The sequence below is a fragment of the Novosphingobium sp. BL-S-21 genome (genome assembly GCF_055521655.1).
The window spans coordinates 524,018-546,006 of sequence record NZ_CM145496.1 but is presented as its reverse complement, the minus strand read 5'-3'; the positions used below and the strand labels follow the sequence as shown (position 1 = coordinate 546,006).

At 64.9% G+C, this 21,989-nt stretch carries 20 protein-coding genes and 3 tRNA genes; 16 read left to right on the top strand and 7 right to left on the bottom strand.

Annotation, left to right across the window (positions count from 1 at the left end):
- Window positions 1-22 precede the first annotated feature (22 nt).
- Both glyS and ACZ1J6_RS10965 read right to left on the bottom strand, forming a co-directional pair.
- Window positions 23-2,140, bottom strand: a complete 2,118-nt coding sequence (gene glyS / locus ACZ1J6_RS10970; RefSeq protein WP_431567975.1) for a glycine--tRNA ligase subunit beta — start codon at window positions 2,138-2,140, stop codon at window positions 23-25.
- A complete protein-coding gene (locus ACZ1J6_RS10965; protein ID WP_314465183.1) occupies window positions 2,137-3,042 on the bottom strand; it encodes a glycine--tRNA ligase subunit alpha in 906 nt (301 codons plus the stop codon). The genes glyS and ACZ1J6_RS10965 overlap by 4 nt, the downstream gene beginning before the upstream one ends.
- 181 nt (window positions 3,043-3,223) lie before the next feature.
- Between ACZ1J6_RS10965 and ACZ1J6_RS10960 the strand changes: the two genes are divergently transcribed.
- The 5 genes from ACZ1J6_RS10960 to ACZ1J6_RS10940 all read left to right on the top strand — a co-directional run bounded on the left by ACZ1J6_RS10960 (window position 3,224) and on the right by ACZ1J6_RS10940 (window position 7,092).
- Window positions 3,224-4,153 (top strand): TraB/GumN family protein, encoded by a 930-nt coding sequence (locus tag ACZ1J6_RS10960; RefSeq protein ID WP_431567974.1) that lies wholly within the window; start codon window positions 3,224-3,226, stop codon window positions 4,151-4,153.
- Window positions 4,154-4,156: 3 nt separating this feature from the next.
- Window positions 4,157-5,008 carry a TraB/GumN family protein gene (locus tag ACZ1J6_RS10955; protein WP_431567973.1) on the top strand — a complete coding sequence of 284 codons (852 nt, stop codon included), beginning with the start codon at window positions 4,157-4,159 and terminating at the stop codon, window positions 5,006-5,008.
- A 191-nt stretch (window positions 5,009-5,199) separates the two neighbouring features.
- A complete protein-coding gene (locus tag ACZ1J6_RS10950) occupies window positions 5,200-5,817 on the top strand; it encodes a 50S ribosomal protein L25/general stress protein Ctc (protein ID WP_132262667.1) in 618 nt (205 codons plus the stop codon).
- Between the two features lie 131 nt (window positions 5,818-5,948).
- The gene (pth, locus tag ACZ1J6_RS10945) at window positions 5,949-6,518 is read left to right on the top strand and encodes an aminoacyl-tRNA hydrolase (protein ID WP_132262665.1); all 570 of its coding nucleotides are present in this window, start codon (window positions 5,949-5,951) and stop codon (window positions 6,516-6,518) included.
- A 160-nt stretch (window positions 6,519-6,678) separates the two neighbouring features.
- A complete protein-coding gene (locus ACZ1J6_RS10940; RefSeq protein WP_314465176.1) occupies window positions 6,679-7,092 on the top strand; it encodes a PEP-CTERM sorting domain-containing protein in 414 nt (137 codons plus the stop codon).
- Window positions 7,093-7,190: 98 nt separating this feature from the next.
- On the opposite strand, the gene ACZ1J6_RS10935 is transcribed toward ACZ1J6_RS10940, so the two are convergent.
- On the bottom strand, window positions 7,191-8,726 hold the full coding sequence (locus ACZ1J6_RS10935) for a tetratricopeptide repeat protein (RefSeq protein WP_431566631.1): 1,536 nt from the start codon (window positions 8,724-8,726) through the stop codon (window positions 7,191-7,193).
- Window positions 8,727-8,868: 142 nt separating this feature from the next.
- Between ACZ1J6_RS10935 and ychF the strand changes: the two genes are divergently transcribed.
- Window positions 8,869-9,969, top strand: a complete 1,101-nt coding sequence (gene ychF / locus ACZ1J6_RS10930; RefSeq protein ID WP_132262659.1) for a redox-regulated ATPase YchF — start codon at window positions 8,869-8,871, stop codon at window positions 9,967-9,969.
- A gap of 62 nt (window positions 9,970-10,031) precedes the next feature.
- Here ychF and ACZ1J6_RS10925 read toward each other — a convergent pair whose 3' ends face one another.
- Window positions 10,032-10,448 carry a MerR family transcriptional regulator gene (locus ACZ1J6_RS10925; protein WP_431566630.1) on the bottom strand — a complete coding sequence of 139 codons (417 nt, stop codon included), beginning with the start codon at window positions 10,446-10,448 and terminating at the stop codon, window positions 10,032-10,034.
- 41 nt (window positions 10,449-10,489) lie between these two features.
- Between ACZ1J6_RS10925 and ACZ1J6_RS10920 the strand changes: the two genes are divergently transcribed.
- Window positions 10,490-11,269 carry a glutaredoxin family protein gene (locus tag ACZ1J6_RS10920; RefSeq protein ID WP_243840827.1) on the top strand — a complete coding sequence of 260 codons (780 nt, stop codon included), beginning with the start codon at window positions 10,490-10,492 and terminating at the stop codon, window positions 11,267-11,269.
- A 43-nt stretch (window positions 11,270-11,312) separates the two neighbouring features.
- Window positions 11,313-12,650 carry an alkaline phosphatase family protein gene (locus tag ACZ1J6_RS10915; RefSeq protein WP_431566629.1) on the top strand — a complete coding sequence of 446 codons (1,338 nt, stop codon included), beginning with the start codon at window positions 11,313-11,315 and terminating at the stop codon, window positions 12,648-12,650.
- Here ACZ1J6_RS10915 and ACZ1J6_RS10910 read toward each other — a convergent pair.
- Both ACZ1J6_RS10910 and mutL read right to left on the bottom strand, forming a co-directional pair.
- Complete coding sequence (locus ACZ1J6_RS10910) at window positions 12,634-13,125, bottom strand: hypothetical protein (RefSeq protein WP_243840826.1); 492 nt, start codon at window positions 13,123-13,125, stop codon at window positions 12,634-12,636. The genes ACZ1J6_RS10915 and ACZ1J6_RS10910 overlap by 17 nt on opposite strands.
- A complete protein-coding gene (gene mutL / locus ACZ1J6_RS10905; protein WP_431566628.1) occupies window positions 13,125-14,960 on the bottom strand; it encodes a DNA mismatch repair endonuclease MutL in 1,836 nt (611 codons plus the stop codon). The genes ACZ1J6_RS10910 and mutL overlap by 1 nt, the downstream gene beginning before the upstream one ends.
- Before the next feature lie 307 nt (window positions 14,961-15,267).
- Between mutL and ACZ1J6_RS10900 the strand changes: the two genes are divergently transcribed.
- From ACZ1J6_RS10900 to ACZ1J6_RS10865, 8 genes are all read left to right on the top strand, one after another.
- Window positions 15,268-16,314, top strand: a complete 1,047-nt coding sequence (locus ACZ1J6_RS10900) for a rod shape-determining protein (protein WP_132262650.1) — start codon at window positions 15,268-15,270, stop codon at window positions 16,312-16,314.
- Window positions 16,315-16,446: 132 nt separating this feature from the next.
- Entirely contained in the window at window positions 16,447-17,334 is an 888-nt protein-coding gene (locus tag ACZ1J6_RS10895; RefSeq protein WP_431566627.1) for a rod shape-determining protein MreC, read from the top strand.
- Window positions 17,334-17,882 (top strand): rod shape-determining protein MreD, encoded by a 549-nt coding sequence (locus tag ACZ1J6_RS10890; protein ID WP_132262646.1) that lies wholly within the window; start codon window positions 17,334-17,336, stop codon window positions 17,880-17,882. Before ACZ1J6_RS10895 ends, ACZ1J6_RS10890 begins: the two co-directional genes overlap by 1 nt.
- A complete protein-coding gene (gene mrdA / locus ACZ1J6_RS10885; protein ID WP_431566626.1) occupies window positions 17,879-19,987 on the top strand; it encodes a penicillin-binding protein 2 in 2,109 nt (702 codons plus the stop codon). Before ACZ1J6_RS10890 ends, mrdA begins: the two co-directional genes overlap by 4 nt.
- Complete coding sequence (gene rodA / locus ACZ1J6_RS10880) at window positions 19,987-21,099, top strand: rod shape-determining protein RodA (RefSeq protein WP_132264083.1); 1,113 nt, start codon at window positions 19,987-19,989, stop codon at window positions 21,097-21,099. The genes mrdA and rodA overlap by 1 nt, the downstream gene beginning before the upstream one ends.
- Window positions 21,100-21,212: 113 nt before the next feature.
- A tRNA-Lys gene (locus ACZ1J6_RS10875) sits at window positions 21,213-21,288 on the top strand.
- Window positions 21,289-21,313: 25 nt separating this feature from the next.
- Window positions 21,314-21,389: transfer RNA gene (locus ACZ1J6_RS10870), tRNA-Lys, on the top strand.
- A gap of 28 nt (window positions 21,390-21,417) precedes the next feature.
- Window positions 21,418-21,493, top strand: a tRNA-Lys gene (locus ACZ1J6_RS10865).
- A gap of 82 nt (window positions 21,494-21,575) precedes the next feature.
- Here ACZ1J6_RS10865 and ACZ1J6_RS10860 read toward each other — a convergent pair.
- Window positions 21,576-21,917 carry a PilZ domain-containing protein gene (locus ACZ1J6_RS10860; protein WP_431566625.1) on the bottom strand — a complete coding sequence of 114 codons (342 nt, stop codon included), beginning with the start codon at window positions 21,915-21,917 and terminating at the stop codon, window positions 21,576-21,578.
- Window positions 21,918-21,989: the final 72 nt, after the last annotated feature.

Here is a 21,989-nt window from a genome sequence, read left to right as displayed (position 1 = left end):
TCCCCGCAGATTGATCCGGCGATCAGCCCTCGATGCGAGAGAAATCCGCGACCTTGTGAACCGCGGCGCGGAAGCGGTCCAGCAGGGCCAGGCGGGCCTGGCGCTTCAGCGGGTCGGCATCGTTGACGGTGACGTGCTCGAAGAACGCATCGATCGGTGCGCGAAGCGACGCCAGCGCGGTCATGGCCGCAGCGAAGTCCTCGGAGGAAACCGCACGCGAGACTTCCGTTTCCGCCGCGGCAACGGCATCGATCAGGGTCTGCTCGGCAGGCTCGGCCGCATAGGCCGGGGCCTGCTCGCTGGCGTGACGGTGCGCCATCTTGGCGGCAATCACTTCGGCCAGATCGGGATCCTCGACGCCGGCCAGCGGATCTTCCTCGCCCGTGCGCGCGATCTCGCCCTCGACGCCGTGCCAGTCTTCCTTCTTGAGGATGTTGGCAGCGCGCTTGTAGCCCGCCAGCAGGTTCGCACCGTCATCGGTCGAGACGAAGCCCTGCAGGGCATGCACCCGGGCGAGCAGGCGAACGAGGTCGTCCTCGCCGCCAAGAGCGAAGACCGCGTCGATCAGGTCGTGACGAACGCCGGCTTCCTTCTGCTGGACCTTGAGGCGGTCTGCGAAGAAGTCGAGCAGGTCACCCTCGGCAACCCCGAAGCGCAGGGCATTGTCAGTGATGAGACGGATGATGCCCAGAGCGGCACGGCGCAGCGCGAACGGATCCTTCGACCCGGTCGGCTTTTCGTCGATCGCAAAGAAGCTGCGAAGCGTATCGAGTTTGTCCGCCAGCGCCACGGCCACGGTGACGGGCGCCGTCGGCACTTCATCCCCTTGCCCGACGGGCTTGTAGTGATCGCGGATGGCATCCGCGACCGCATCGGGCAGACCTTCGGCGCGGGCATAATATCCGCCCATAAGCCCTTGAAGTTCTGGAAATTCTCCGACCATCTCGGTGACGAGATCCGCCTTGGACAATTCCGCAGCCTGACGCGCGAGCGCCGGATCGCAGTTCGGCACGATGCCTTCGCTTGCCAGCCATTCGGCCAGCCTGGCGACGCGATCGACCTTGTCGGCAACGGAGCCCAGCTTTTCGTGGAAGGTGATGCGGGCAAGCTTTGCAGCCTGGGCCGATAGCGAGGTCTTGCGATCCTGCTGCCAGAAGAAGCGCGCATCCGAGAGACGCGCTGCCAGCACCTTGCGATTGCCGTCGACGATAGCCGCCCCGCCATCGTTGGCGACAATATTTGCCGTACAAATGAAGGCGTTGGCAAGCGAACCTGCAGTGTCTTCGCAGACGAAGTACTTCTGGTTGACGCGGGCCGTCAGCTGGATCGTCTCGGGCGGAACTTCAAGGAAGTCCTCTTCGAACCGGCCGAGCAGCGGCACCGGCCATTCCGTGAGACCCGCATTCTCGATCACCAGCCCCTCGTCCTCGACCAGCACAAGCCCGGCCGCGGTGGCGGCCTCACGCGCCTTGGTGCGAACGATATCCTGCCGTTCCTCGTGGTTCACGAGCACATGGGCAAGGTGCAGCTTGTCGGCATAGTCGTGCGCGCCGCCGATGGTGATTTCTCCGGGGGCATGGAAGCGGTGACCCAGCGTCACATATCCCGAAGCGATGCCGCCCACTTCGCAGGCGACAAGATCCTCGCCCAGGATCGCGACGATGCCGGAGAGCGGCCGCACCCAGCGGAGCGATTCCGTGGAGATCGAGGCGGCGCCCCAGCGCTGCGACTTGGGCCAGGGGAAGCTGCGGATGATGGCCGGGACGACCTCCGCAAGCACCTCGGCCACGGCGCGGCCCGGCTTTTCGACGACGGCGAAGTAGGTGTCCTTGCCCTTGAGGTCGCGCACCTCGAGCTGGTCCCTGGTCAGGCCGGTCTTGCGCAGGAAGCCTTCGAGCGCCTGGTCCGGGGCGCTGGTTGCAGGGCCCTTGGTTTCCTCGTGAACGGCCTCGGTCGCCAGCGGAAGGCCGCGTGCGATCAGGGCGAGCCGGCGCGGCGTGGACCAGACGGTGACTTCGCCCACGGCAACGCCGGCAGCGGCCATTTCCTTGCGGAACAGCTTTTCCAGATCGGCGCGCGCGCCGGCCTGCATGCGGGCAGGAATTTCCTGCGAACGCAGTTCGAGAAGGAAGTCGGTCATACGGTCCATCCCGGGAACTTGGCTTCCCATTCGCTCTTGTTCTTGTCGATCCAGGCCTCGCACGATCCCTTGGCGAGATCGCGCACACGGCCGATGTAGCTGGCCCGCTCCTGGACGGAGATCACCCCGCGCGCCTGAAGCAGGTTGAAGAGATGGCTGGCCTCGATCGCCTGGTCGTAGGCGGCAAGCGGAATTTCCGCCTCGATGCAGCGCATGCATTCGGCTTCGGCGGCCTTGAAGCCGGCGAAAAGCGCCTCGGTATCGGCGATCTCGAAGTTGTACTTCGACATCTGCTGCTCATTGGCGAGGAACACGTCGCCATAGCTGACGCCCTCGTTATTGAAGCGCAGGTCGTAGACGCGGTCGACGCCCTGGATATACATCGCCAGACGCTCCAGACCGTAAGTCAGCTCGCCCGCGACCGGCTTGCAGTCGAACCCGCCGACCTGCTGGAAGTACGTGAACTGCGTCACTTCCATGCCGTCACACCAGACTTCCCAGCCCAGGCCCCAGGCGCCCAGGGTCGGGCTTTCCCAGTCGTCCTCGACGAAGCGGATATCGTGCGCGAGCGGATCGACGCCGATGGCGGCGAGGCTGGCGAGATAGAGTTCCTGCAGGTTGTCCGGGTTCGGCTTCAGGATCACCTGATACTGATAGTAATGCTGGAGCCGGTTAGGGTTTTCGCCATAGCGGCCATCGGTCGGACGGCGCGAAGGCTGGACATAGGCCGCCTTCCAGGGTTCCGGGCCGAGCGCGCGAAGCGTCGTGGCCGGATGGAAGGTACCTGCCCCCATGCGCATGTCATAGGGCTGGAGGATGAGGCAGCCCTGCGCGCTCCAGAAGTTGTGGAGCGTCAGGATCATGTCCTGGAAGCTGAGCGGCTGTCTGTCAGCGGTCGACATCGAAATCCCGTCAAATCTCTTGGTTGCGCGGCCTTTGGCGGATCGAACCGGCCAAATCAACCGCACAAGCCGCGCGTGAACAACAGTTATGGCTACCGCGCCCGGCGCCGCGAGGCTATCCCCCGCGCTACGGAACCTCCGTCAAGCGCCCGTTTCTTTCGTACTCCCTCGGAAAACTGTCATGATACCGTCCCGCAAGATCCGCCTGCTCGCGGCGGCTTCCGCCTTGTTGATGTTCCTGGCCGCGCCGCCGGTCACGGCGCGGGAGGCGCAGTCGGAGAGGGCAAGGGCTTCGGGGGCCCCTGCTGCCGAGGCCAGACCTGCGCTTTGGAAGATCTCCGACCGGGACACGACGATCTACCTGTTCGGCACGATCCACATTCTCCCCGAAGAACTGGGCTGGTTCCGTGGGCCGGTGAAGCGCGCTTTCCAGTCGGCCGATCAGGTCGTCACCGAAACGATGACCGATTCGCCAGAGACCCTGCAGGCGATCTTCGCGGAGAAGGGGATCCGCCGGGACGGCCGGACATTGCGCGAAAGCCTGGACGAGACGCAGCGCGGCAGGCTGGAGAAAAGTCTTTCCGATCTTGGTCTTGCCGTCAATTCATTTGATCAGTTCGAGCCTTGGTACGCCGGGCTGCTGCTCTCTCTGATCCCGCTGAAAGCCGCCGGGTACGATCAGGCCAAGGGCGTCGAGAACCAGATCGATGCGATGGCCAAGGCCAGCGGCGTGGCGCGGCATCCGCTGGAAACTGCCGAATACCAGATCGGTCTCTTCGCCGCCTTGCCGGAAGCGAGCCAGCGGGCCTACCTTTCCGAAGTGCTGGAGCAGCTGCCTACCCTCAAGGAAGACGTGGCCAAGCTGGTCAAGGCCTGGAGACGGGGCCGGGCCGAGGAACTCGCCGAACTGCTCAATGACGACGAATCGGACGAGACCATGCGCAAGGTGCTCATCACCGACCGCAACCAAGCCTGGGCGAAATGGCTTGAAGGTCGGCTCGCTCAGCCGGGCGTGGTCTTCGTGGCCGTCGGCGCGGGGCATCTGGCCGGGGCGGGCAGTGTTCAGGAGCAGCTGTCACGCGACGGCATTCGCACAGTGCGGGTGCAGTAGCCGATGCGCAAGACCATCGTCCTGCTGGCGGCCCTGGCGCTCTTTGCTTGCGGACCGAAACCCCAGCCCGCCGATCCCGCACTCTGGCGTGTCGAGGGACCGAACGGCCAGACCGCCTGGCTCTTCGGAACCATTCATAGTGCCAAGTCTCCGCTGCAATGGCAGACCGCGAAAGTTCGGACCGCTCTGGAAGGTTCGGACTCGGTGATGGTCGAAGTCGCCAATCTCGCCGACGAGAAGGAAGTCGCCGCCACGTTCGCCCGCCTCGCCAGGAACGAGGGACAGCCGCCGTTGTCCCAACGGATCGATCCACGCAGGCGCCCTGCCCTTTCGGCCTTGCTGGCGAAAGGCGGCTATGCCGACGGCGATTTCGCGGCGATGGACACTTGGGCCGCGGCCCTCACGCTGGCCCAGGCCGGGGCCAGGGAGGACGAGGCGCGCAACGGCGTGGACCGGGCCGTCATCGCGGCGGCAGGAAACAAGCCCGTCGTCGAACTGGAGGGTGCGGCAAAGCAACTCGGCCTGTTCGACAGCCTGCCGGAGCGCGAGCAGCGCGATCTCCTGGGCGCGGTCGTGACCGAGGCCGCCGCCACGGATGGCGATCTTGCCGAGCGCTGGCGTCAGGGAGACATGGCCGCGATCGAACGCGAAACGCGCAAGGGCCTGCTGGCCGACCCGGAACTGCGCGCGGTGCTCTTCGTGGGGCGCAACCGGGACTGGGCCGGAAGGATCGACTCTGCCATGCGAGAGGGCAAACGTCCGTTCGTTGCCGTCGGAGCGGCACACATGGCCGGGCCGGAGGGCATTCCGGCGATGCTGGCAGCGAAGGGCTACCGCGTCATCCGGGTCGAATAGCTGGAACGCGGTCGATCCGGGTTGATCGGGATTGGACCACTGGCGGTCCCGACAGTGCTTGCAAATCTGCGATAATCGCATTAAGGGCGCCCGCTTCCCGTCATGGTCATCCCTGGAGGCGTGGCGGGACGGAGCGGGCCGATACGCGGCCTGTATCCGACATATATCCAGTTTTCGAAAGGCAAGTCCTCATGAGCGATACGCTTAACCTGCCGGCCGAGACGCGTGATCGGGCTGGCAAGGGAGCCTCCCGTGCTCTGCGTCGCGATGGCCGCGTCCCCGCCGTTATCTATGGTGGTAACGAAGAACCCCTCGCAATCCACGTCGAGGAAAAGGAGCTGGCCCGCCAGCTTGGAACCGGTCACTTCTTCAACTCGATCATCGAAGTTGAAGTCGGCGGCAAGAAGTTCCGGACGCAGCCCAAGGACGTTGCCTTCCACCCCGTTTCGGATCGTCCGCTTCACGCCGACTTCCTGCGCGTCGTCAAGGGCGCGACCGTGCACGTCAACGTGCCGGTCGTCTTCGCCAACGAAGAAGCTTCGCCGGGCCTGAAGCGCGGCGGCGTGCTGAACGTCGTTCGCCACGACCTGGAACTGGTCTGCGACGCCGAGAAGATCCCGCATGAGATCGTCATCGACGTGACCGGCTTCGACGTGGGCGAATCGATCCACTCCAGCCACGTCAAGCTCCCCAAGGGCGTCGAGAACGCGATCACCGACCGCGATTTCACCATCGCGACGATCGCTGCCCCTTCGGCTCTCAAGAGCTCCGAAGGCGACACGGCCAAGGAAGAAGCTGAAGGCGAGTAATCGCAGCCGAGTAAATTCGGTTCCGGGTCCTTTCGGGCCCGGCCATCTTCGGATAGGGAACGGCCCCTCCAGCCCCGGTTCGTCCGGCGCGCGGAGGGGCCGTTTCGCGTTTCAGTACAGGATTTCTCGTCATGCAGCTCTGGGTCGGCCTCGGTAACCCCGGTCCCCAATATTCGCTGAACCGGCACAACGTCGGCTTCATGGCGATCGATGCGATTGCCGAAGTCCACAACTTCGGTCCGAGCCAGAAGAAATTCCAGGGCTGGCTCCAGGAAGGGCGGATCGGCTCCGAGAAAGTGCTGCTGCTGAAGCCGGCGACCTTCATGAACGAGAGCGGCCGCGCCGTGGGCGAAGCCATGCGCTTCTACAAGCTGGCGCTGGCGGACCTCACCGTATTTCACGACGAGCTGGATCTGGCGCCTTTCAAGGTCAAGGTGAAACAAGGCGGCGGTCATGCCGGCCACAACGGCCTGCGCTCCATCGACCAGCACCTCGGCGCGGAATTCCGCCGCGTGCGGTTGGGTATCGGCCATCCCGGCCACAAGGACCGCGTGACCGGCTATGTCCTGGGCAATTACGCCAAGGCCGACATGGATCCGCTGGCCGACATGCTGGGCGCCGTTGCAGGGGAAGCCGATCGCCTTTCGGCCGGCGACGATACCAGGTTCATGAACGACGTCGCTCTCCGCCAGCAGGATTGACCCTGGAGTTAGCCGTCTTTCGCCGTAATTAGCGTCGGGTTAGCTTACACAAGCAACGCTTCAAGGCATGCGTTAACCAACGTTGTCCGCAGAAACCCTCATCTGGCACGACGCTTGCTTTTCCTCTTGGCAACCCATTCGGGCAACAAGGGGAATACGAATGATCCGCAAGACCATGCTCGCCCTGGCGCTCACCGCCGGCAGCACCATCGCATTCACGTCGCCTGCGCAGGCGACCTGGGGCTGGGGCGGCAGCGGCGGCCACAAGCACACTTGCAACTGCGGCCATTCGGCCGGCAAGAAGCAGTGCGGGTCCAGCAGCTCCTCTGGCGGCACCACGACCACTTCGGGCGGCACCACCTCGACTTCGGGCGGGACGACGTCCACTTCCGGCGGCACGACCACCTCGGGCGGCACCACGACCACTTCGGGCGGCACCACGACTTCCGGTGGCACCTCCGGCGGTTCGAGCAGCGGCGGCAGCACCGACGTGCCGGAACCGGGCATGCTCGGCATGATGGGACTCGGCCTGCTCGGCCTGGCCTATGCCCGCCGCCGCAAGAAGCGCGACTGACAGTAGCTTCCAAGGCGCCACCTCCCGCGCCCATCGCGGGAGGTGGCGCCTCTCGGCCGGGTTGCTTCCGTTTCCGGCCGGGCAGGCCGCCGCTGGCTCTAGCTGGCGGCGGCCTTCGCTTTTCCAAGATCGCGCGCGATGTCGGGATCGCGCGGATCGGCGATGGCCGCAGCCTCAAGCAGGCGCCGGGCACCGGACAGGTCGCGACCGAGTTCCAGGCGGACGAGGCCGGCCACGTGAAGATAGTCGGGATTGTCCGGCACCAGCCTGCGCGCCCGGTCGGCATAAGCCAGGGCGTCACTTCCCTGCCCCAGCCCCGCCGCTGCCAGCGCCATGCGCTTGAGAACCTCGGGATCGTCGCCCCGCTGAAGCAGTTCGCGATAGGTCGCCAGCGCCAGCTTCCAGTCCTGCGCGGACAGGGCGGCCTGCCCCTTGTCGGCCAGCGCCATCGTCGCTTTCAGACGCACGGGATCGAGCCGTGCTTTCAGCACATCCGCCTCGGGAGCGCCGGCCGCGCGGGCCGCGCGTTCGGCTGAAACGAGAATTTCCGGCTGGGCCAGCGTGCCGGAAGCCAGGGGCCTCAGCGTTTCCCACGCGCCCCTCGCATCCCCGCTCGCCAGTTGCGCTTCTCCGAGCATCATGCGCGCGAACGGATTGCCCGGCAGCAGCAGCGAGGCGCGGCTGAACAGCACGCGGGCCTGCTCGGCGTGACCAAGACGCAGCAGGGCCTCGCCATACGTCAGCCCCAGGCTCGATGCCGGATCGATGCGCCCCTCTCGCCCCTGCAGGGCCAGGCGGATCGTTTTCCATTCGCCTTTCTCAGCCAGAAGCTGGATCCGCATCTCTTCGAGGGCCGGGTCGCCGGACGAGAGCTTCGCCGCCTTCTCGACTACGCGCATGGCCGCATCGACCTCGCCTTTTTCGTCGAGAGCATTGGCAAGCGCCAGCATGGGCGGGACTTTGCCGGGATAGGCGCTTGTCGCCCTGCCATAGGCGGCTATCGCGCCATCCGTCTCGCCGCGTGCAGCGGCGATGTCGCCGGCGAGAACGAGCGTGTTGTAGGCGCCCGGCGCAAAGCGGTTCATTCGCGTCAGGATCTGCCCGGCGCGGGCAAGGTCGCCGGTTTCCAGCGCGAACCGCGCATAGGCTACGCTCAGTGGCAGGTCGTCACCCGCGGCCATCCCCTTTTCGAAGGATGCCAAGGCGTCCGTCTGTTTGCCCAGCGCCAGTTGGGCCTGAGCGCGCAGCCGCCAGGCATCGGTGTCGAAATCGTTTACAATCAGCGCCAGAGCCGCAGCCGGCTTGCCGCGCAGCAGGCTGACACCCGCTTCTAGTCGGCGAAGTTCCGCGCCCTTCCCGCCAGCCTTCTTCAATCGGGCAAGGACGCGATCGGCCGCATCGGCATCGCCCAATGCGATCTGCGTCCTGCCCAGAAGCGCCAGGACCTGGAGGTTGTCAGGTTCCTTCTCAAGCATGGCGAAGAGCGTGGTGCGGGCCGAAGGGTAGCTTTGCGAGGCGAAATCGGCGCGGGCCTTTTCCAGTCCTCCCCCGCCGCTGCCGGTTCCAATGGCGCCGCAAGCAGCAAGCGACGCGGACACGAGGGCGACAAGGGAGAGGCGAACGATGGATTTCATCCCGCCCGTCTAGGAACAAGCCCTGAAATTTCCGTGAAGCCCACCTCTCCACCGGCTCCGGTCATAAAGAACCGTCGCGCAACTGGTAATGCGCGCAGACTGGCGCTAAGGCGCGGCCCATACATTTCTTCCGGAGTTACACATGGGTTTCCGTTGCGGAATCGTGGGCCTGCCCAATGTTGGCAAGTCGACCTTGTTCAATGCGCTCACCGAGACGCAGGCGGCGCAGGCGGCCAACTATCCCTTCTGCACGATCGAGCCCAATGTCGGCCAGGTCGGCGTTCCCGATCCGCGCCTGGACAAGCTGGCCGAAATCGCCGGTTCGGCCAAGATCATCCCGACGCAGTTGTCCTTCGTGGACATCGCCGGGCTCGTGCGCGGCGCCTCGAAGGGTGAAGGCCTGGGCAACCAGTTCCTTGGCAACATTCGCGAAGTGGACGCGATCGTTCACGTCCTGCGCTGCTTCGAGAACGACGACATCCAGCACGTCGACGAGCGCGTCGACCCCATTGCCGATGCCGAGACGGTCGAGACCGAGCTGCTTCTTTCCGACCTGGAGAGCCTGGAAAAGCGCGTTCCCGCCGCTCAGAAGAAAGCTACCCAGGGCGACAAGGAATCGAAGATCGTCGCCTCGGTGCTCGGCCAGGCGCTGGAACTGCTGCGCGAAGGCAAGCCCGCGCGCCTCACCCAGCCCAAGGACGAAGACGAGGAACGCGTGTTCCGCCAGGCCCAGCTCCTGACGGCCAAGCCGGTCCTCTATGTCTGCAACGTCGAGGAAGAAGCCGCCGCGGAAGGCAATGCCTTCTCCGCCCGCGTCTTCGAGAAGGCCAAGGCCGAGGGCGCCACTGCGGTGATCGTCTCGGCGGCCATCGAATCGGAGCTGGTCGGCATGGATATCGAGGAGCGCATGGTCTTCCTCGAGGAGATGGGCCTGCACGAAACCGGCCTCGCCCGCATCATCCGCGCTGGCTACGAACTGCTTTCCCTGCTGACCTTCTTCACCGTCGGCCCCAAGGAAGCCCGCGCCTGGACCGTGCACAAGGGCGCCAAGGCCCCTGACGCCGCCGGCGAGATCCACTCGGACATGCAGCGCGGCTTCATCCGCGCCGAGACCATCGCTTACGACGACTATGTCGCCCTGAACGGTGAAGCCGGCGCCAAGGAAGGCGGCAAGCTGCGTCAGGAAGGCAAGGAATACGTCGTGCACGACGGCGACGTCATGCACTTCAAGTTCAACGTCTGATCCGGAGATACCGGCGGTCACCGGCTCGATCCGGGACCGCCGGCAGTTCCTGCTCTCCCGGTTCAGGTCCGGGAAGACGCCGGTTCCTCGAACGCTTCGAGGATCGGGCAAGGGCCATCGTCCGAGCCGGCGCATTCGCGGGCCAATCGCCGCAACGACTGCCGCGCGGCTTCCAGTTGCGCGATCTCCCGATCCAGTTCCGCCAATCGCATTTCCGCCATTTTCCGCGCGCGCGGCCGGTCTCCGGTATGGTCGAGGCTGATCAGCTCGGCGATCTCATCGAGAATGAAGCCGGCCGCCTTGGCCGAACGAATGAAGCGCAGGCGCTTCACATCTGGCTCACCATAATGTCGCTGCCCCCTGGCGCCTCCGGTCGCAGCCGGGCGCGGGTCGAAGAGCAGGCCCTTGCGCTGGTAGAAACGAACCGTCTCCACGCCGACGCCGCTCGAACGGGCCAGTTCCGAAATCGTCAATGCCATGCTTGACTCCGTACCATGGTACGGAAGGTATAAGCCTCGGCATGACGCAAGACCAGACCCTCGAAAGCCCCGCATCCCGCCAGTCAGACAAGAGCGCCGCGCTCTACCGCATGGTCATGGACAAGCACACTTGTCCCTGGGGTCTCAAATCGAAATACCTGCTGGAGAAGCTCGGCTATGAGGTCGAGGATCACTGGCTGACCACGCGCGAGCAGGTCGATGCCTTCAAGGCGCGGCACGGTGTTGCCACCACGCCGCAGACCTTCATCGGGGGCGCCCGGATCGGCGGCTACACCGATTTGCGCGCCCATTTCGGCCTGAAGGTTCACGATCCGAAAGCGAAGAGCTACCGCCCCGTGCTGGCCGTTTTCGCCACTGGCCTCGGCCTCGCCCTGGCGGCGAGTTGGGCTTCGTTCGGCACGCCTTTCACCATGCGCGGCGCCGAATGGTTCGTTTCGATGACGATGATGCTGCTGGCGATGCTCAAGCTTCAGGATGTCGAGCAGTTTTCGACGATGTTCCTGGGTTATGACCTGTTGGCCAAGCGCTTCGTGCCTTACGCTTACGCCTATCCCGTGCTGGAATGGACCGCAGGCGCGCTGATGACGGCGCATGCCCTGCCCTGGCTCTCGATCCCGATCGGCCTCGTGATCGGCGGCATCGGCGCCGCATCGGTTTTCTACGCGGTCTATATTCAGAAGCGTGCGTTGAAGTGCGCCTGCGTCGGCGGCTCGGGTGCCGTGCCGCTGGGCTTCGTCTCGCTCACGGAGAACCTGTTCATGGTGGCCATGGCGTTGTGGATGCTGGCTGGGATGGCGTGAGCCGACATCGACCTGTCATGGTCCCGGCGCTAGTGGCGCCGTCATGAAAAGACTCGTCCCCCTGTTCGGTGCGCTGGCCCTGCTGGCCGGCCCCGTTCTCGCCGATCCTGCCCTCACCCGACCTGCCAGCACCCGGCCTGCCAGCACTTGGCCTGCCGACAAACCCGCCGCGGAAGTCCGTGAGCCGGTGGTGATCCTCATCTCGATCGACGGTTTCAGGGCCGATTATCTCGACCGCGGGATTACGCCGCACCTCTCGGCGCTGGCGGCCAGCGGCATCAGCGCGGCCATGCGCCCCTCGTTCCCAAGCAAGACCTTCCCCAATCACTGGGCCATCGCCACGGGAAAAGTGCCCGACCGCAACGGCATCATCGCCAACGGCTTCGAGGATCCCGCTCATCCCGGCGAGAAGTTCACGATGTCGAGCGACGAACCGTACTGGTGGGATGAGGCGGAACCGATCTGGGTGACGGCCGAGAAGTCCGGCATCCGAACCGCAACGATGTTCTGGCCGGGATCGAACGTCGCCTGGGGCGGCACTTTGGTGACCGAGCCGCACAAGACGATCAGCGGCGGAACCCGGCCGAGCGACTGGCAGCAATTCAACGGCGCGGTATCGCCGGTCCAGCGCGTCGATTCCGTGATCGACTGGTTGCGCCGCCCGGCAGCGAAACGCCCGAAGCTGGTGACCCTCTACTTCGACCAGGTCGATACGGCAGGCCATCGCTACGGACCCGGCGACAGCCAGACCGACGCGGCCATCGCCGATGTCGACGGCGATATCGGCCTCCTTCTTGCGGGGCTTCGGGAGCTTGGGCAGCCCGCCAACCTGATCGTCGTGGCCGATCACGGCATGGCTGCCATTTCCAGCGAACGGACGATCGCCCTCGATTCGGTTGCCGACCCTTCGCTCTACAAGCTGGGCGATACCGGCCCTTTCGCGGGCATCACATCGACCGAAGGCAACGAACGGAAGCTGGCCGCCGCGCTGCTGAAGCCCCACGAACACATGTCATGCTGGCGCAAGCAGGACATCCCGGCGCGCTTCCATTACGGCAGCAACCCCCGCATCGCGCCGTATTTCTGCCTGGCGGAGATCGGCTGGCAGATCGCAGCCAAGCCGCCGGAAAAGGCGTCGACCGGCGGAACCCATGGCTATGACAATGCCGCGCCCGAGATGGCCGCGCTCTTCATCGCCGCCGGACCGGCCTTCAGGCCGAAGGGCAAGTTGGCCCCGTTCGACAATGTCGACATCGCGCCGCTCCTGCGCGACCTCCTGAAGCTGCCCCCGGCAGCCGACGGCGACGGCAACGACGCGCCATTCCGCGGCACTCTGGCGAAGCCGGGCAGAGACCAAGCTCCCGTCAGCGGTGGCAAGTAACCACGCCTTCCGACATGAAGGCGACCCGTTCCTGGGCATCGTGCAGGATCAGCTTCGCCGGCCAATGGGTGGTATCCGAGCCGCCGCTCTTGTCGGGCAGGCTCACCAGATCGACCCAACTGGCCAGCCCGACATAAGTGGAGCGCGCGTTGCCCGGCAACTGCGCGCTTTCCACTTTGGCGGCATAGCGCTTGAGGTCCCCGGCGACGCGCAGGAATCCCTCGTCGGCATTGGCGATGAAGATCGGGTCCTTTTCGCCCGGCTTGCGGAAGGAGCATCCCGGCTTGTCCAGCCCATAACGCGCGACGTCGATCTCGGTGATGGCATGGGGAATGATCGGCTTGAACGGCTCCTTGCTCATCCGCTCGACCATGGCCACGTCGTGCGCGTTCTCTACCGCCTCGCGCTGCGGATCTTCCTGTCCGCAAGCTGAGAGCAGAACGAAAGGAGCCAGCGCAAGGATCGGTTTTCGCATCATTTTCGCCCGAACAGTTTTTCGATATCCTGATGAGCCAGTTTAACCCACGTCGGGCGTCCATGGTTGCATTGGCCCGAGCGCGGCGTGCGCTCCATTTCCCGCAGCAGGGCATTCATTTCCGCGACCGAGAGCGAGCGACCGGCCCGGACCGAGCCGTGGCAGGCCATTGTCGCCAGCACCAGTTCCAGCTTCTCACCCAGAAGCAGGGCGTCTCCGTTTTTCGCAAGATCGTCGGCCACATCGCGCACGAGCGCGTGGACATCGGATTTGCCCAGGACGGACGGCACCGCGCGCACCAGCATGGCACCCGGACCGAACCTTTCGAGCGCGAGGCCGAATTGCGCCAGGTCGGCGATCTTTTCTTCCAGCGCATCGCAGGCGGCCTCTTCCAGCTCTACGACTTCGGGAAGCAGCAGCGCCTGGGAGCGAGACATCGCATCTTCCGCGCCGGCCGCCTTGAGCCGCTCCAGCACGAGCCGCTCATGCGCGGCATGCTGATCGACGATGACCAGGCCATCGGCCGCCTCCGCCACGATGTAAGTCTCCGCGACCTGGCCGCGGGCCACGCCGAGCGGATACTTCAAAGCCTCATCGGCAGCCTCGTACGCAGGCTCGGCGCGCCCGGAAGGCTGCGCCATGACCTGCTCCTCGTAAGAGCGCCATGCGGCCCCGGTTTCGGAAACCCGGTCCGCTGCCGGTCGAAACTCCGAACGGGAGGGCGACGACGAGGAAGAGGGAGCGTACTCCCGGGCAAACAGCGAACCGAGCGAAGGTGCAGGAGCGGCAACCGGCTCCACCTGCCACATGCCCATGGCCGCCGCGGAGGCCGGTTGCGCGCTCCGCTGACCGGACGATTCGAGAGCATGGCGCAAGGCGCCGACCAGAAAACCGCGGATGAACGCAGGATCGCGAAACCGCACTTCCGTCTTGGCCGGATGGACGTTGACGTCCACTTCCTCTGGCGGAATGTCGAGGAACAGCGCCAGCACGGCATGGCGATCCCGCGCCAGCATGTCGGAATAGGCGCCGCGCACGGCTCCCACCAGCAGGCGATCCTTCACTGGCCGGCCATTGACGAACAGGTATTGATGATCGGCGACACCGCGATTGTAGGTGGGAAGACCGGCGACGCCGGTGAGCCGAGCCGACCCGCGTTCGGCATCGATCAGCACGCCGTCGTCCGCCAGTTCGCGTGCCACGAGCCGGGCCACGCGAGAAGCCAGCTCTTCGCGCGGCTGCACGGCAATCGCCCGGCGGCCGTCATGCTCCAGGACGAAGCCGATGTCCGGCCGGGCCATGGCCAGACGGCGCACCACATCCTGGCAAGCCGCATATTCCGAGCGCGCCGAACGCAGGAACTTGCGCCGCGCCGGGACTTTGCCGAAGAGATCCTCCACCCGTATCCGCGTTCCCGGCGGCAGCGCGGCGGGGCTGTCCACCGTCACGATCCCGTGATCGACGACGCGCTTCCAGCCCTCTTCCGATTCGTGCGGGCGGCTTTCTATGGTCAGCCGCGCGACGGATCCGATCGACGGCAGCGCCTCTCCGCGAAAGCCCAGCGTCGCCACCAGCTCGATATGCTCGTCCGGCAGCTTGGAAGTGGCGTGGCGTTCCAGCGCCAGGGCGATCTGGTCCGGCACCATGCCGCAGCCGTCGTCGGTCACTTCGATGAGGTCCAGGCCGCCGGCGGACAAGCGCACGGTGATCTGGGTGGAGCCGGCGTCGATCGCGTTCTCCACCAGCTCCTTCAGCGCGGAAGCGGGCCTTTCCACCACTTCGCCGGCCGCGATGCGGTTGACGAGATGTTCGGGAAGACGGCGGATCGTGGGCATCGGGCACTCTTTCGCAAGCGGCCTTGCTCAGGCCTTGGGCTCCGCGTCATCCAGGTACGAGCCCGGGCCACCGATGGGCCGGCCCGGACGCGGGGCGTCCATGGCACCGCGATCTCGAAGCGATCCAAACACTAGCGGTGAACCGCATGGAATTCGAGACGGGCTTCTGACGATTCCCCCATGAAATCGACACAAATTTTTGGCGTTTCGCGAATCGATGGGCTAAGGGGTCCCCTTCCATGCCAACCTGCCCTTCGCTCCATGGGGATTCCCTGTGACAAGCGCCGGGAAAGACAACGGATTACTGATGGCCTCGCCCTTCTCGCGATTCTTCAAACTCGGCTCACAGAACATGGCGATCGACCTTGGGACCGCCAACACGCTCGTCTACGTTCAGGACCGCGGAATCGTGCTGAACGAGCCCTCGGTGGTGGCCATCGAGACGCTCAACGGCGTGAAGAAGGTCAAGGCCGTCGGTGACGACGCCAAGATGATGATGGGCAAGACGCCCGACAACATCGAAGCCATTCGCCCGCTTCGCGACGGCGTCATCGCCGACATCGAGATCGCGGAAGAGATGATCAAGCACTTCATCCGCAAGGTGCACGGCAAGAAGAACCTGTTCCGCTATCCGGAAATCGTGATCTGCGTGCCCTCGGGCTCGACTTCGGTGGAACGCCGCGCGATTCGCGATGCTGCTTCGAACGCCGGCGCCAGCCAGGTCTACCTGATCCTCGAACCGATGGCCGCCGCAATCGGCGCCGACATGCCCGTCACCGAGCCGGTTGGCTCGATGGTCGTCGACATCGGCGGTGGCACCACCGAAGTCGCCGTGCTCTCGCTGCGCGGTCTTGCCTACACCACTTCGGTGCGCGTCGGCGGTGACAAGATGGACGAATCGATCGTTTCCTACGTGCGTCGCCATCACAATCTCCTGATTGGAGATGCCACGGCAGAGCGCATCAAGAAGGACTACGGCATCGCCGTCATGCCCGCAGACGGCATCGGCGAAACGATCCACATCAAGGGCCGCGACCTCGTGAACGGCGTGCCGAAGGAGATCACCATCTCCCAGGCGAACGTTGCCGAAGCGCTGGCAGAACCGATCGGCGCCATCGTCGAGGGCGTTCGCATAGCGCTTGAGAATACCGCGCCCGAACTGGCGGCCGATATCGTCGACCAGGGCATCGTGCTCACCGGCGGCGGCGCTCTGATCCAGGGCCTGGACGATTACTTGCGCGAGGAAACCGGCCTTCCGGTCAGCGTCGCTGAAGACCCGCTTTCCTGCGTCGCGCTCGGCACCGGCCGCGCGATGGAAGATCCGGTCTATCGCGGCGTGCTGATGTCCGCCTGAATTTCGCGCGGAGCGGCCGGTGCCCATGGCACCGCCGCTCCGTCCGATTCCCGGCGGCCTCGTCGTCGGCATTATTGACGGCCGCGCGGCAGTCCAAGGACGGCGCCGCCCCTACGAAGGAGTGCATGGCGCATGGCGCCGCCCGTAAACAGGCGCTCCAGCTATTCGCGTCGGGCGCAATACACCACGTTCCTCAGTTACACCGCAGGCGTGCTTGGCGCCGTGGTCGGACTGGCGCTCGTCGTGATCTCGCTCGTCAATCCGGAATTCTTCTCCACCCTCCGCGGATTGGCGGACGACGCGACCGAACCGGCCGCGCAAGTCTCCGCCGGTGGACGCGATCTCGGACGCGATGCCTGGGCCAACCTCTCCGGATTCTTCCATTCCGGAAGCGAACACGCGCGCATCGAGCGTGAACTTGGTGAAGCCAAAGTGCGCCTTGTGGAAGCAAAGGCGGCGATGGCGGAGAACAAGCGGCTGAAGGACCTGATGGCGCTGTCCGAGCAGGATGGCGGCGCGGTCACTTATGCCCGGCTGACGGCCTCCACCAGCGCCAGTTCGCGCCGCTACGCCACGCTCGGCGCGGGGCGCGACCGCAATGTAACCTCCGGCATGCCGGTGCGCTCGCAGATGGGCCTCGTCGGCCGCGTGCTGGAAGTCGGCTCGTCGAGCGCGCGAGTCCTGTTGGTTACCGACAGTGAAAGCGTTGTACCGGTCCGCCGCGCGGCCGACGGCGTACCCGCCTTCGCGCAAGGCAACGGCGACGGCACCTTGCGCATCCGCCTCATCAACCTGGGCATCAACCCGCTCAAGAAGGGCGATGTGCTTGTAACCTCGGGCTCGGGCGGCCTTTACCGCCCCGGCACACCCATGGCGATCGTGACCGACCTGATCCGCGACGGCGCCATCGCCCGCGTCTTGAGCAATCCCTCGGACACCGATTACGTGATGGTCGAAAAGAGCTGGGCGCCCCCCGCGCCCCCTCCCCCGGCAAACGACGGTACGGTCAAGAAACGCTGATGTTCCAGCGCAGCGCCTCCCGCTCCACCTCCCGGCAGCGCATCAACCATGCGCCTTCGCGGATTCTCGCCAGGGGATTCCCCTGGCTGACGATCATGCTGGGTTCGGTGGTGCCGGGCTGGTTCCTGATCGCCTCGGCGCCGGTCATGCCGCCGCTCGGCTTCCTGATCTACCTCGGCTGGCGGCAATTGCGCCCCGGCCTTCTGCCGATCTGGGCCGGCCTGCCGCTGGGCCTGTTCGACGATCTGTTCTCCGGCCAGCCCTTCGGCTGCGCGGTCCTGCTCTGGTCGGTCACCGCGATCGTTCTCGAGATCGTGGAACTGCGCCTTCCCTGGCGCAATTTCGTGACCGAATGGCTCATGGCCATGGGCCTGATCGTCGCCTATATATTCCTCTGCCTCGCCTTCGCGAACATCGCGGGCGCGTCGTCTCCCATTCGTGTCATCGTGCCGCAGGTCGTTATCTCCGTGCTTTCCTATCCGCTCGTCGGTCGAGTCGTTGCCATGTTCGATCGGATCCGGCTCGCGCCGATCGTGCTCCTGCGATGAAGATCAGCTTCAAGCGCTTCTTTCCGCAACGCCACGTCAGCGCGGGCACGCTTCGAAACAGTTTCGACCGGCGCAGCATCGTTCTGGGATCGATCCAGGGCGGCGTTGGTGTGCTGCTGGCGGCTCGCCTAGGCTATCTGGCGATCGCCCAGAACGCGAAATACGAGCTTCAGGCCGAGAGTAACCGCGTCAACCTCTCGCTGATACCGCCTCGCCGCGGCTGGATTCTCGATCGCCACGGCACGCCGCTGGCCTCGAACCGTGCGGACTTCCGTGTCGACCTCATTCCGGAACGCGTTCAGGACGCGCCGCACACGATCCAGACCCTGGGCAAACTGCTCAACCTGACGCCGATCGCGATGCAGGACCTGGAGGACAAGCTGGAACGCGCCCGGCGATTCGCGCCGGTCGAAGTCGCCAGCGGTCTCGACTGGGATACGTTCGCCGCTGTCAGCGTGCGCTTGCCCGACCTTCCGGGCGTCGTCACCCAGCGCGGTTTCTCGCGTTTCTACCCGCAGGGCCCTTCGGTTGGGCACCTGATCGGCTATGTCGGCCCCGCCTCGGCGGAAGAATATGAAAAGGACCGTGACCCGGTTCTGATCACGCCGGGCTACAAAGTGGGCAAGGACGCGCTCGAGAAGTTCTACGAGAAGGACTTGCGCGGCAAACCCGGCGCCCGCCGCGTCGAAGTCACCGCTTCGGGCCGGATCGTGCGCGATCTCGACACGCGCGAGGACGTTCCCGGCAAGACGCTGAAGCTCACCATCGACGCCGACATTCAGGACTACGCCTCCCGGCGAATCGGCCCCGAATCGGCGGCCGTCGTGGTGATGGACTGCCAGACCGGCGACATCCTCGCGATGTGCTCGATGCCCAGCTTCGACCCCAACAGCTTTTCCGATGGTATCGGCCGTCTCGAATGGAAGATGCTGTCGGACGACGACCATGTGCCGCTGCGCAACAAAGTGCTGCGCGGGCTCTATCCGCCGGGCTCGACCGTCAAACCGATGGTTGCGCTGTCCTTCATGGAAGCCGGGCTGGACCCTAACGAATCGGTGTTCTGCGGCGGCGGTCTGCGCGTGGGCAACCGCGTGTTCCACTGCTGGAACCACCGCGGTCACGGCCAGGTCAACATGGCCAAGGGCATCTACCAGAGCTGCGACGTCTACTTCTATCACTTCGCCCAGCGAATCGGCATGGATCCGATCGCGGCGATGGCCGGCCGGCTTGGCCTTGGCCATGACTTCCCGCTGCCGGTCTCTGGCCAGTCCTACGGCACCGTGCCGAACCCGGCCTGGAAGCTGAAGAAATACGGCAAGGAATGGCAGACCTTCGATACGGTCAACGCCACGATCGGTCAGGGCTACTTCCTGGTCAATCCGCTGCAACAGGCCGTTCAGGCTTCCCGTCTGGCCAGCGGCAGGATCATCATGCCGCGCCTGGTTCATGGGCATGAGCAGGAAGTCGCGCCTTCCTTGGGCATTCCCGCCGATCACTTGGCCTATATCCATCAAGCGATGTCGGATGTTGCCAATGGTCCGGGATCGGCGCGTCACGCAGCGTTGCCTTTTCCTGACATCAAGCTCGCCGGTAAAACGGGTACCGCCCAGGTCGTTGGCCTGAATATCGGTAACGGCAAGGGCGGCCTCTGGAAGCATCGCGATCACGGCCACTTCATTTGTTTCGCGCCGACGGAGAACCCACGTTACGCCTGCTCGGTTGTTTGCGAGCACGGCGGCGGCTCGCCCTCGGCCTATCCCATCGCCCGCGACGTTCTGACGTACATCTTCGACAAGCAGAAGGGCATGGATGTCCTGACCGAGCTGGAGAAGAAGTGGGGCGGCACGCCCAAGGAGCGGCTCGAGGCGCGCTATCGCACTTACTCCGCGCAATATGGCGTCGGTGCTCCCGCCGTTTCGGCCGAGGAGGAAAACCGCAAGCTCCAGGGCGATGACGCTCCGCAGGATCCGGCACAGCCGATCGTGCGCGATGCCGCTTCTCCGGCGCCTGAGCCCGATGCGGCCGATCAGCCCGCGGCCCCGGCGCCTGCGGCCACGCCTTCGCCAACCCCTGCCCCGGGCAATTCCGGAGGGAATCCGCAATGATCACGCGATCGATCGTTCCCGACGCCATCGCCCGGCAGCCGTGGCACATGCTGATCCCCCTGGCCGGGCTGGTCTCGCTGGGGGCGGCAGTTCTCTATTCGGCGGCGGGCGGCAGCCTGCAGCCTTATGCGCTCAGCCATGTCATGCGATTCGTGATCTTCCTGGGCATGGCGATCGTCATCTCCCGGTTCAGCCGCGATTTCTTCCGCATGGCGGCCTATCCGGTCTACGGCGCAATCGTCGTGCTGCTCGTGCTTGTCGAGGCCATCGGCGCCGTTGGTGGCGGTAGCCAGCGTTGGCTCAACCTGGGGTTCATGACGCTTCAGCCGTCCGAACTGATGAAGCCGGCCATCGTCCTCGTCCTGGCGCGCTTCTACGAGACTTTGCCCCATGCCATGACCGCCAGTTGGCGCGGTCTCGTACCGGCAGGCGTCTTGATCGGCATTCCCGCGCTCTTCGTGATGATCCAACCCGATCTCGGCACGGCGCTGGCGATCTGCTTCGGCGGCGCGGTGACGATGTTCCTGGCCGGCCTGCCGCTGTCCTGGTTCATCGGCGCGGGCATGACCGGCGCCATCGCCGCGCCGATCGCCTTCTTCACCCTGCTGCACGACTATCAGCGCAACCGGGTACTGGTGTTCCTCGACCCCGAGAGCGATCCGCTGGGAACGGGCTATCACATCACCCAGTCCAAGATCGCGATCGGATCCGGCGGGTTCTTCGGCAAGGGATTCGGCAACGGATCGCAAAGCCACCTGCAATACCTGCCCGAATCGCATACCGACTTCGTCTTCGCGACGATGGCCGAGGAATGGGGCATGCTCGGCGGTCTCTTCGTGCTCTTCGTCTTTGCAGTCGTGCTGTCGTGGGGCCTGCGTGTCGCCAGGCGCGCGCCTGATCGGTTCTCCAGCCTGCTGGCAGCCGGCATGGCGGCAACGATCTTCTTCTACGTCGCCATCAACCTGATGATGGTCATGGGCCTGGCCCCGGTGGTGGGGATTCCCCTGCCCTTCATGAGCCATGGCGGCACTTCGATGCTCACCAACATGATCTGCCTCGGCACGTTGATGGCTGTAAACCGGTGGAATCGGCGTCCCGGATCAATCTCGTAAAATAAGTCGAATTTTCCGCTTCCCATCCTCAAAACAGACGCTATAGGAGCCTCTCCGCCGCCGGGGAGGTCCACCAAGACTTCCCGCAAAGGCAGCCCAGGTCAGGGCAGTGTGGACGCATAGCTCAGTTGGTAGAGCAGCTGACTCTTAATCAGCGGGTCCTTGGTTCGAGCCCAAGTGCGTCCACCATTCCTGTCCTTACGCGGAAACGCGTGGACGCATAGCTCAGTTGGTAGAGCAGCTGACTCTTAATCAGCGGGTCCTTGGTTCGAGCCCAAGTGCGTCCACCATTTCCGTACCTTACGCGGCAACGCGTGTGGACGCATAGCTCAGTTGGTAGAGCAGCTGACTCTTAATCAGCGGGTCCTTGGTTCGAGCCCAAGTGCGTCCACCACCGCCTCCTCCCACCTTTCAAAGCGATAGCCCGGTTGTAGCGGATATTCCCTACAGCAGCGTCACACACCGGCGTGTTGTCGTCACGCCTGGGTTGTCGATGCCGCCCGGCGCGTTACCGGGATGCTGTAAAGCCGCGCGAGATCCTCGATGGATTGCCGGCGAACCGGCGCCAGGAACTCCAGGCCCACCCGGCCATCGCGCACCCAGCGCACTTCCGCCTCGATCGCCTTGAGATTGGCCATGCGCAGTGCGACGCGCTGGGTGACGACGAAATCGCCGTCATTCCCCACGATGCAGCAGCCGCCTTCTGAGATGTCGGCCAGCTCCACGCCGAAGACGTGCCAGCTGGACTTGCGGCAACGTGCCTCAAGCAGGACATGATGGCGCGGATTGAGCCTCCCGCAATCGTCCCTTACCTGCATTGTCACTCCTGTTGGCAGCCAAGTGAGGACCCCTAGCAGCCACAGGTAAACCGCAGGTTGCCTCCCGAGCGG

Bases quoted from the DNA above. Each gene is read 5' to 3' on its own strand.
- mrdA (WP_431566626.1), top strand. From the start codon at position 17,879: ATGAAGATCAGCTTCAAGCGCTTCTTTCCGCAACGCCACGTCAGCGCG.
- ACZ1J6_RS10960 (WP_431567974.1), top strand. From the start codon at position 3,224: ATGATACCGTCCCGCAAGATCCGCCTGCTCGCGGCGGCTTCCGCCTTG.
- ACZ1J6_RS10925 (WP_431566630.1), bottom strand. From the start codon at position 10,448: ATGGCATTGACGATTTCGGAACTGGCCCGTTCGAGCGGCGTCGGCGTG.
- pth (WP_132262665.1), top strand. From the start codon at position 5,949: ATGCAGCTCTGGGTCGGCCTCGGTAACCCCGGTCCCCAATATTCGCTG.
- ACZ1J6_RS10955 (WP_431567973.1), top strand. From the start codon at position 4,157: ATGCGCAAGACCATCGTCCTGCTGGCGGCCCTGGCGCTCTTTGCTTGC.
- ACZ1J6_RS10965 (WP_314465183.1), bottom strand. From the start codon at position 3,042: ATGTCGACCGCTGACAGACAGCCGCTCAGCTTCCAGGACATGATCCTG.
- ACZ1J6_RS10900 (WP_132262650.1), top strand. From the start codon at position 15,268: ATGGCCTCGCCCTTCTCGCGATTCTTCAAACTCGGCTCACAGAACATG.
- ACZ1J6_RS10935 (WP_431566631.1), bottom strand. From the start codon at position 8,726: ATGAAATCCATCGTTCGCCTCTCCCTTGTCGCCCTCGTGTCCGCGTCG.
- ACZ1J6_RS10910 (WP_243840826.1), bottom strand. From the start codon at position 13,125: ATGCGAAAACCGATCCTTGCGCTGGCTCCTTTCGTTCTGCTCTCAGCT.
- ACZ1J6_RS10890 (WP_132262646.1), top strand. From the start codon at position 17,334: ATGTTCCAGCGCAGCGCCTCCCGCTCCACCTCCCGGCAGCGCATCAAC.
- ACZ1J6_RS10950 (WP_132262667.1), top strand. From the start codon at position 5,200: ATGAGCGATACGCTTAACCTGCCGGCCGAGACGCGTGATCGGGCTGGC.
- ACZ1J6_RS10895 (WP_431566627.1), top strand. From the start codon at position 16,447: ATGGCGCCGCCCGTAAACAGGCGCTCCAGCTATTCGCGTCGGGCGCAA.
- mutL (WP_431566628.1), bottom strand. From the start codon at position 14,960: ATGCCCACGATCCGCCGTCTTCCCGAACATCTCGTCAACCGCATCGCG.
- ACZ1J6_RS10860 (WP_431566625.1), bottom strand. From the start codon at position 21,917: ATGCAGGTAAGGGACGATTGCGGGAGGCTCAATCCGCGCCATCATGTC.
- ACZ1J6_RS10920 (WP_243840827.1), top strand. From the start codon at position 10,490: ATGACGCAAGACCAGACCCTCGAAAGCCCCGCATCCCGCCAGTCAGAC.
- ACZ1J6_RS10940 (WP_314465176.1), top strand. From the start codon at position 6,679: ATGATCCGCAAGACCATGCTCGCCCTGGCGCTCACCGCCGGCAGCACC.
- glyS (WP_431567975.1), bottom strand. From the start codon at position 2,140: ATGACCGACTTCCTTCTCGAACTGCGTTCGCAGGAAATTCCTGCCCGC.
- ychF (WP_132262659.1), top strand. From the start codon at position 8,869: ATGGGTTTCCGTTGCGGAATCGTGGGCCTGCCCAATGTTGGCAAGTCG.
- ACZ1J6_RS10915 (WP_431566629.1), top strand. From the start codon at position 11,313: ATGAAAAGACTCGTCCCCCTGTTCGGTGCGCTGGCCCTGCTGGCCGGC.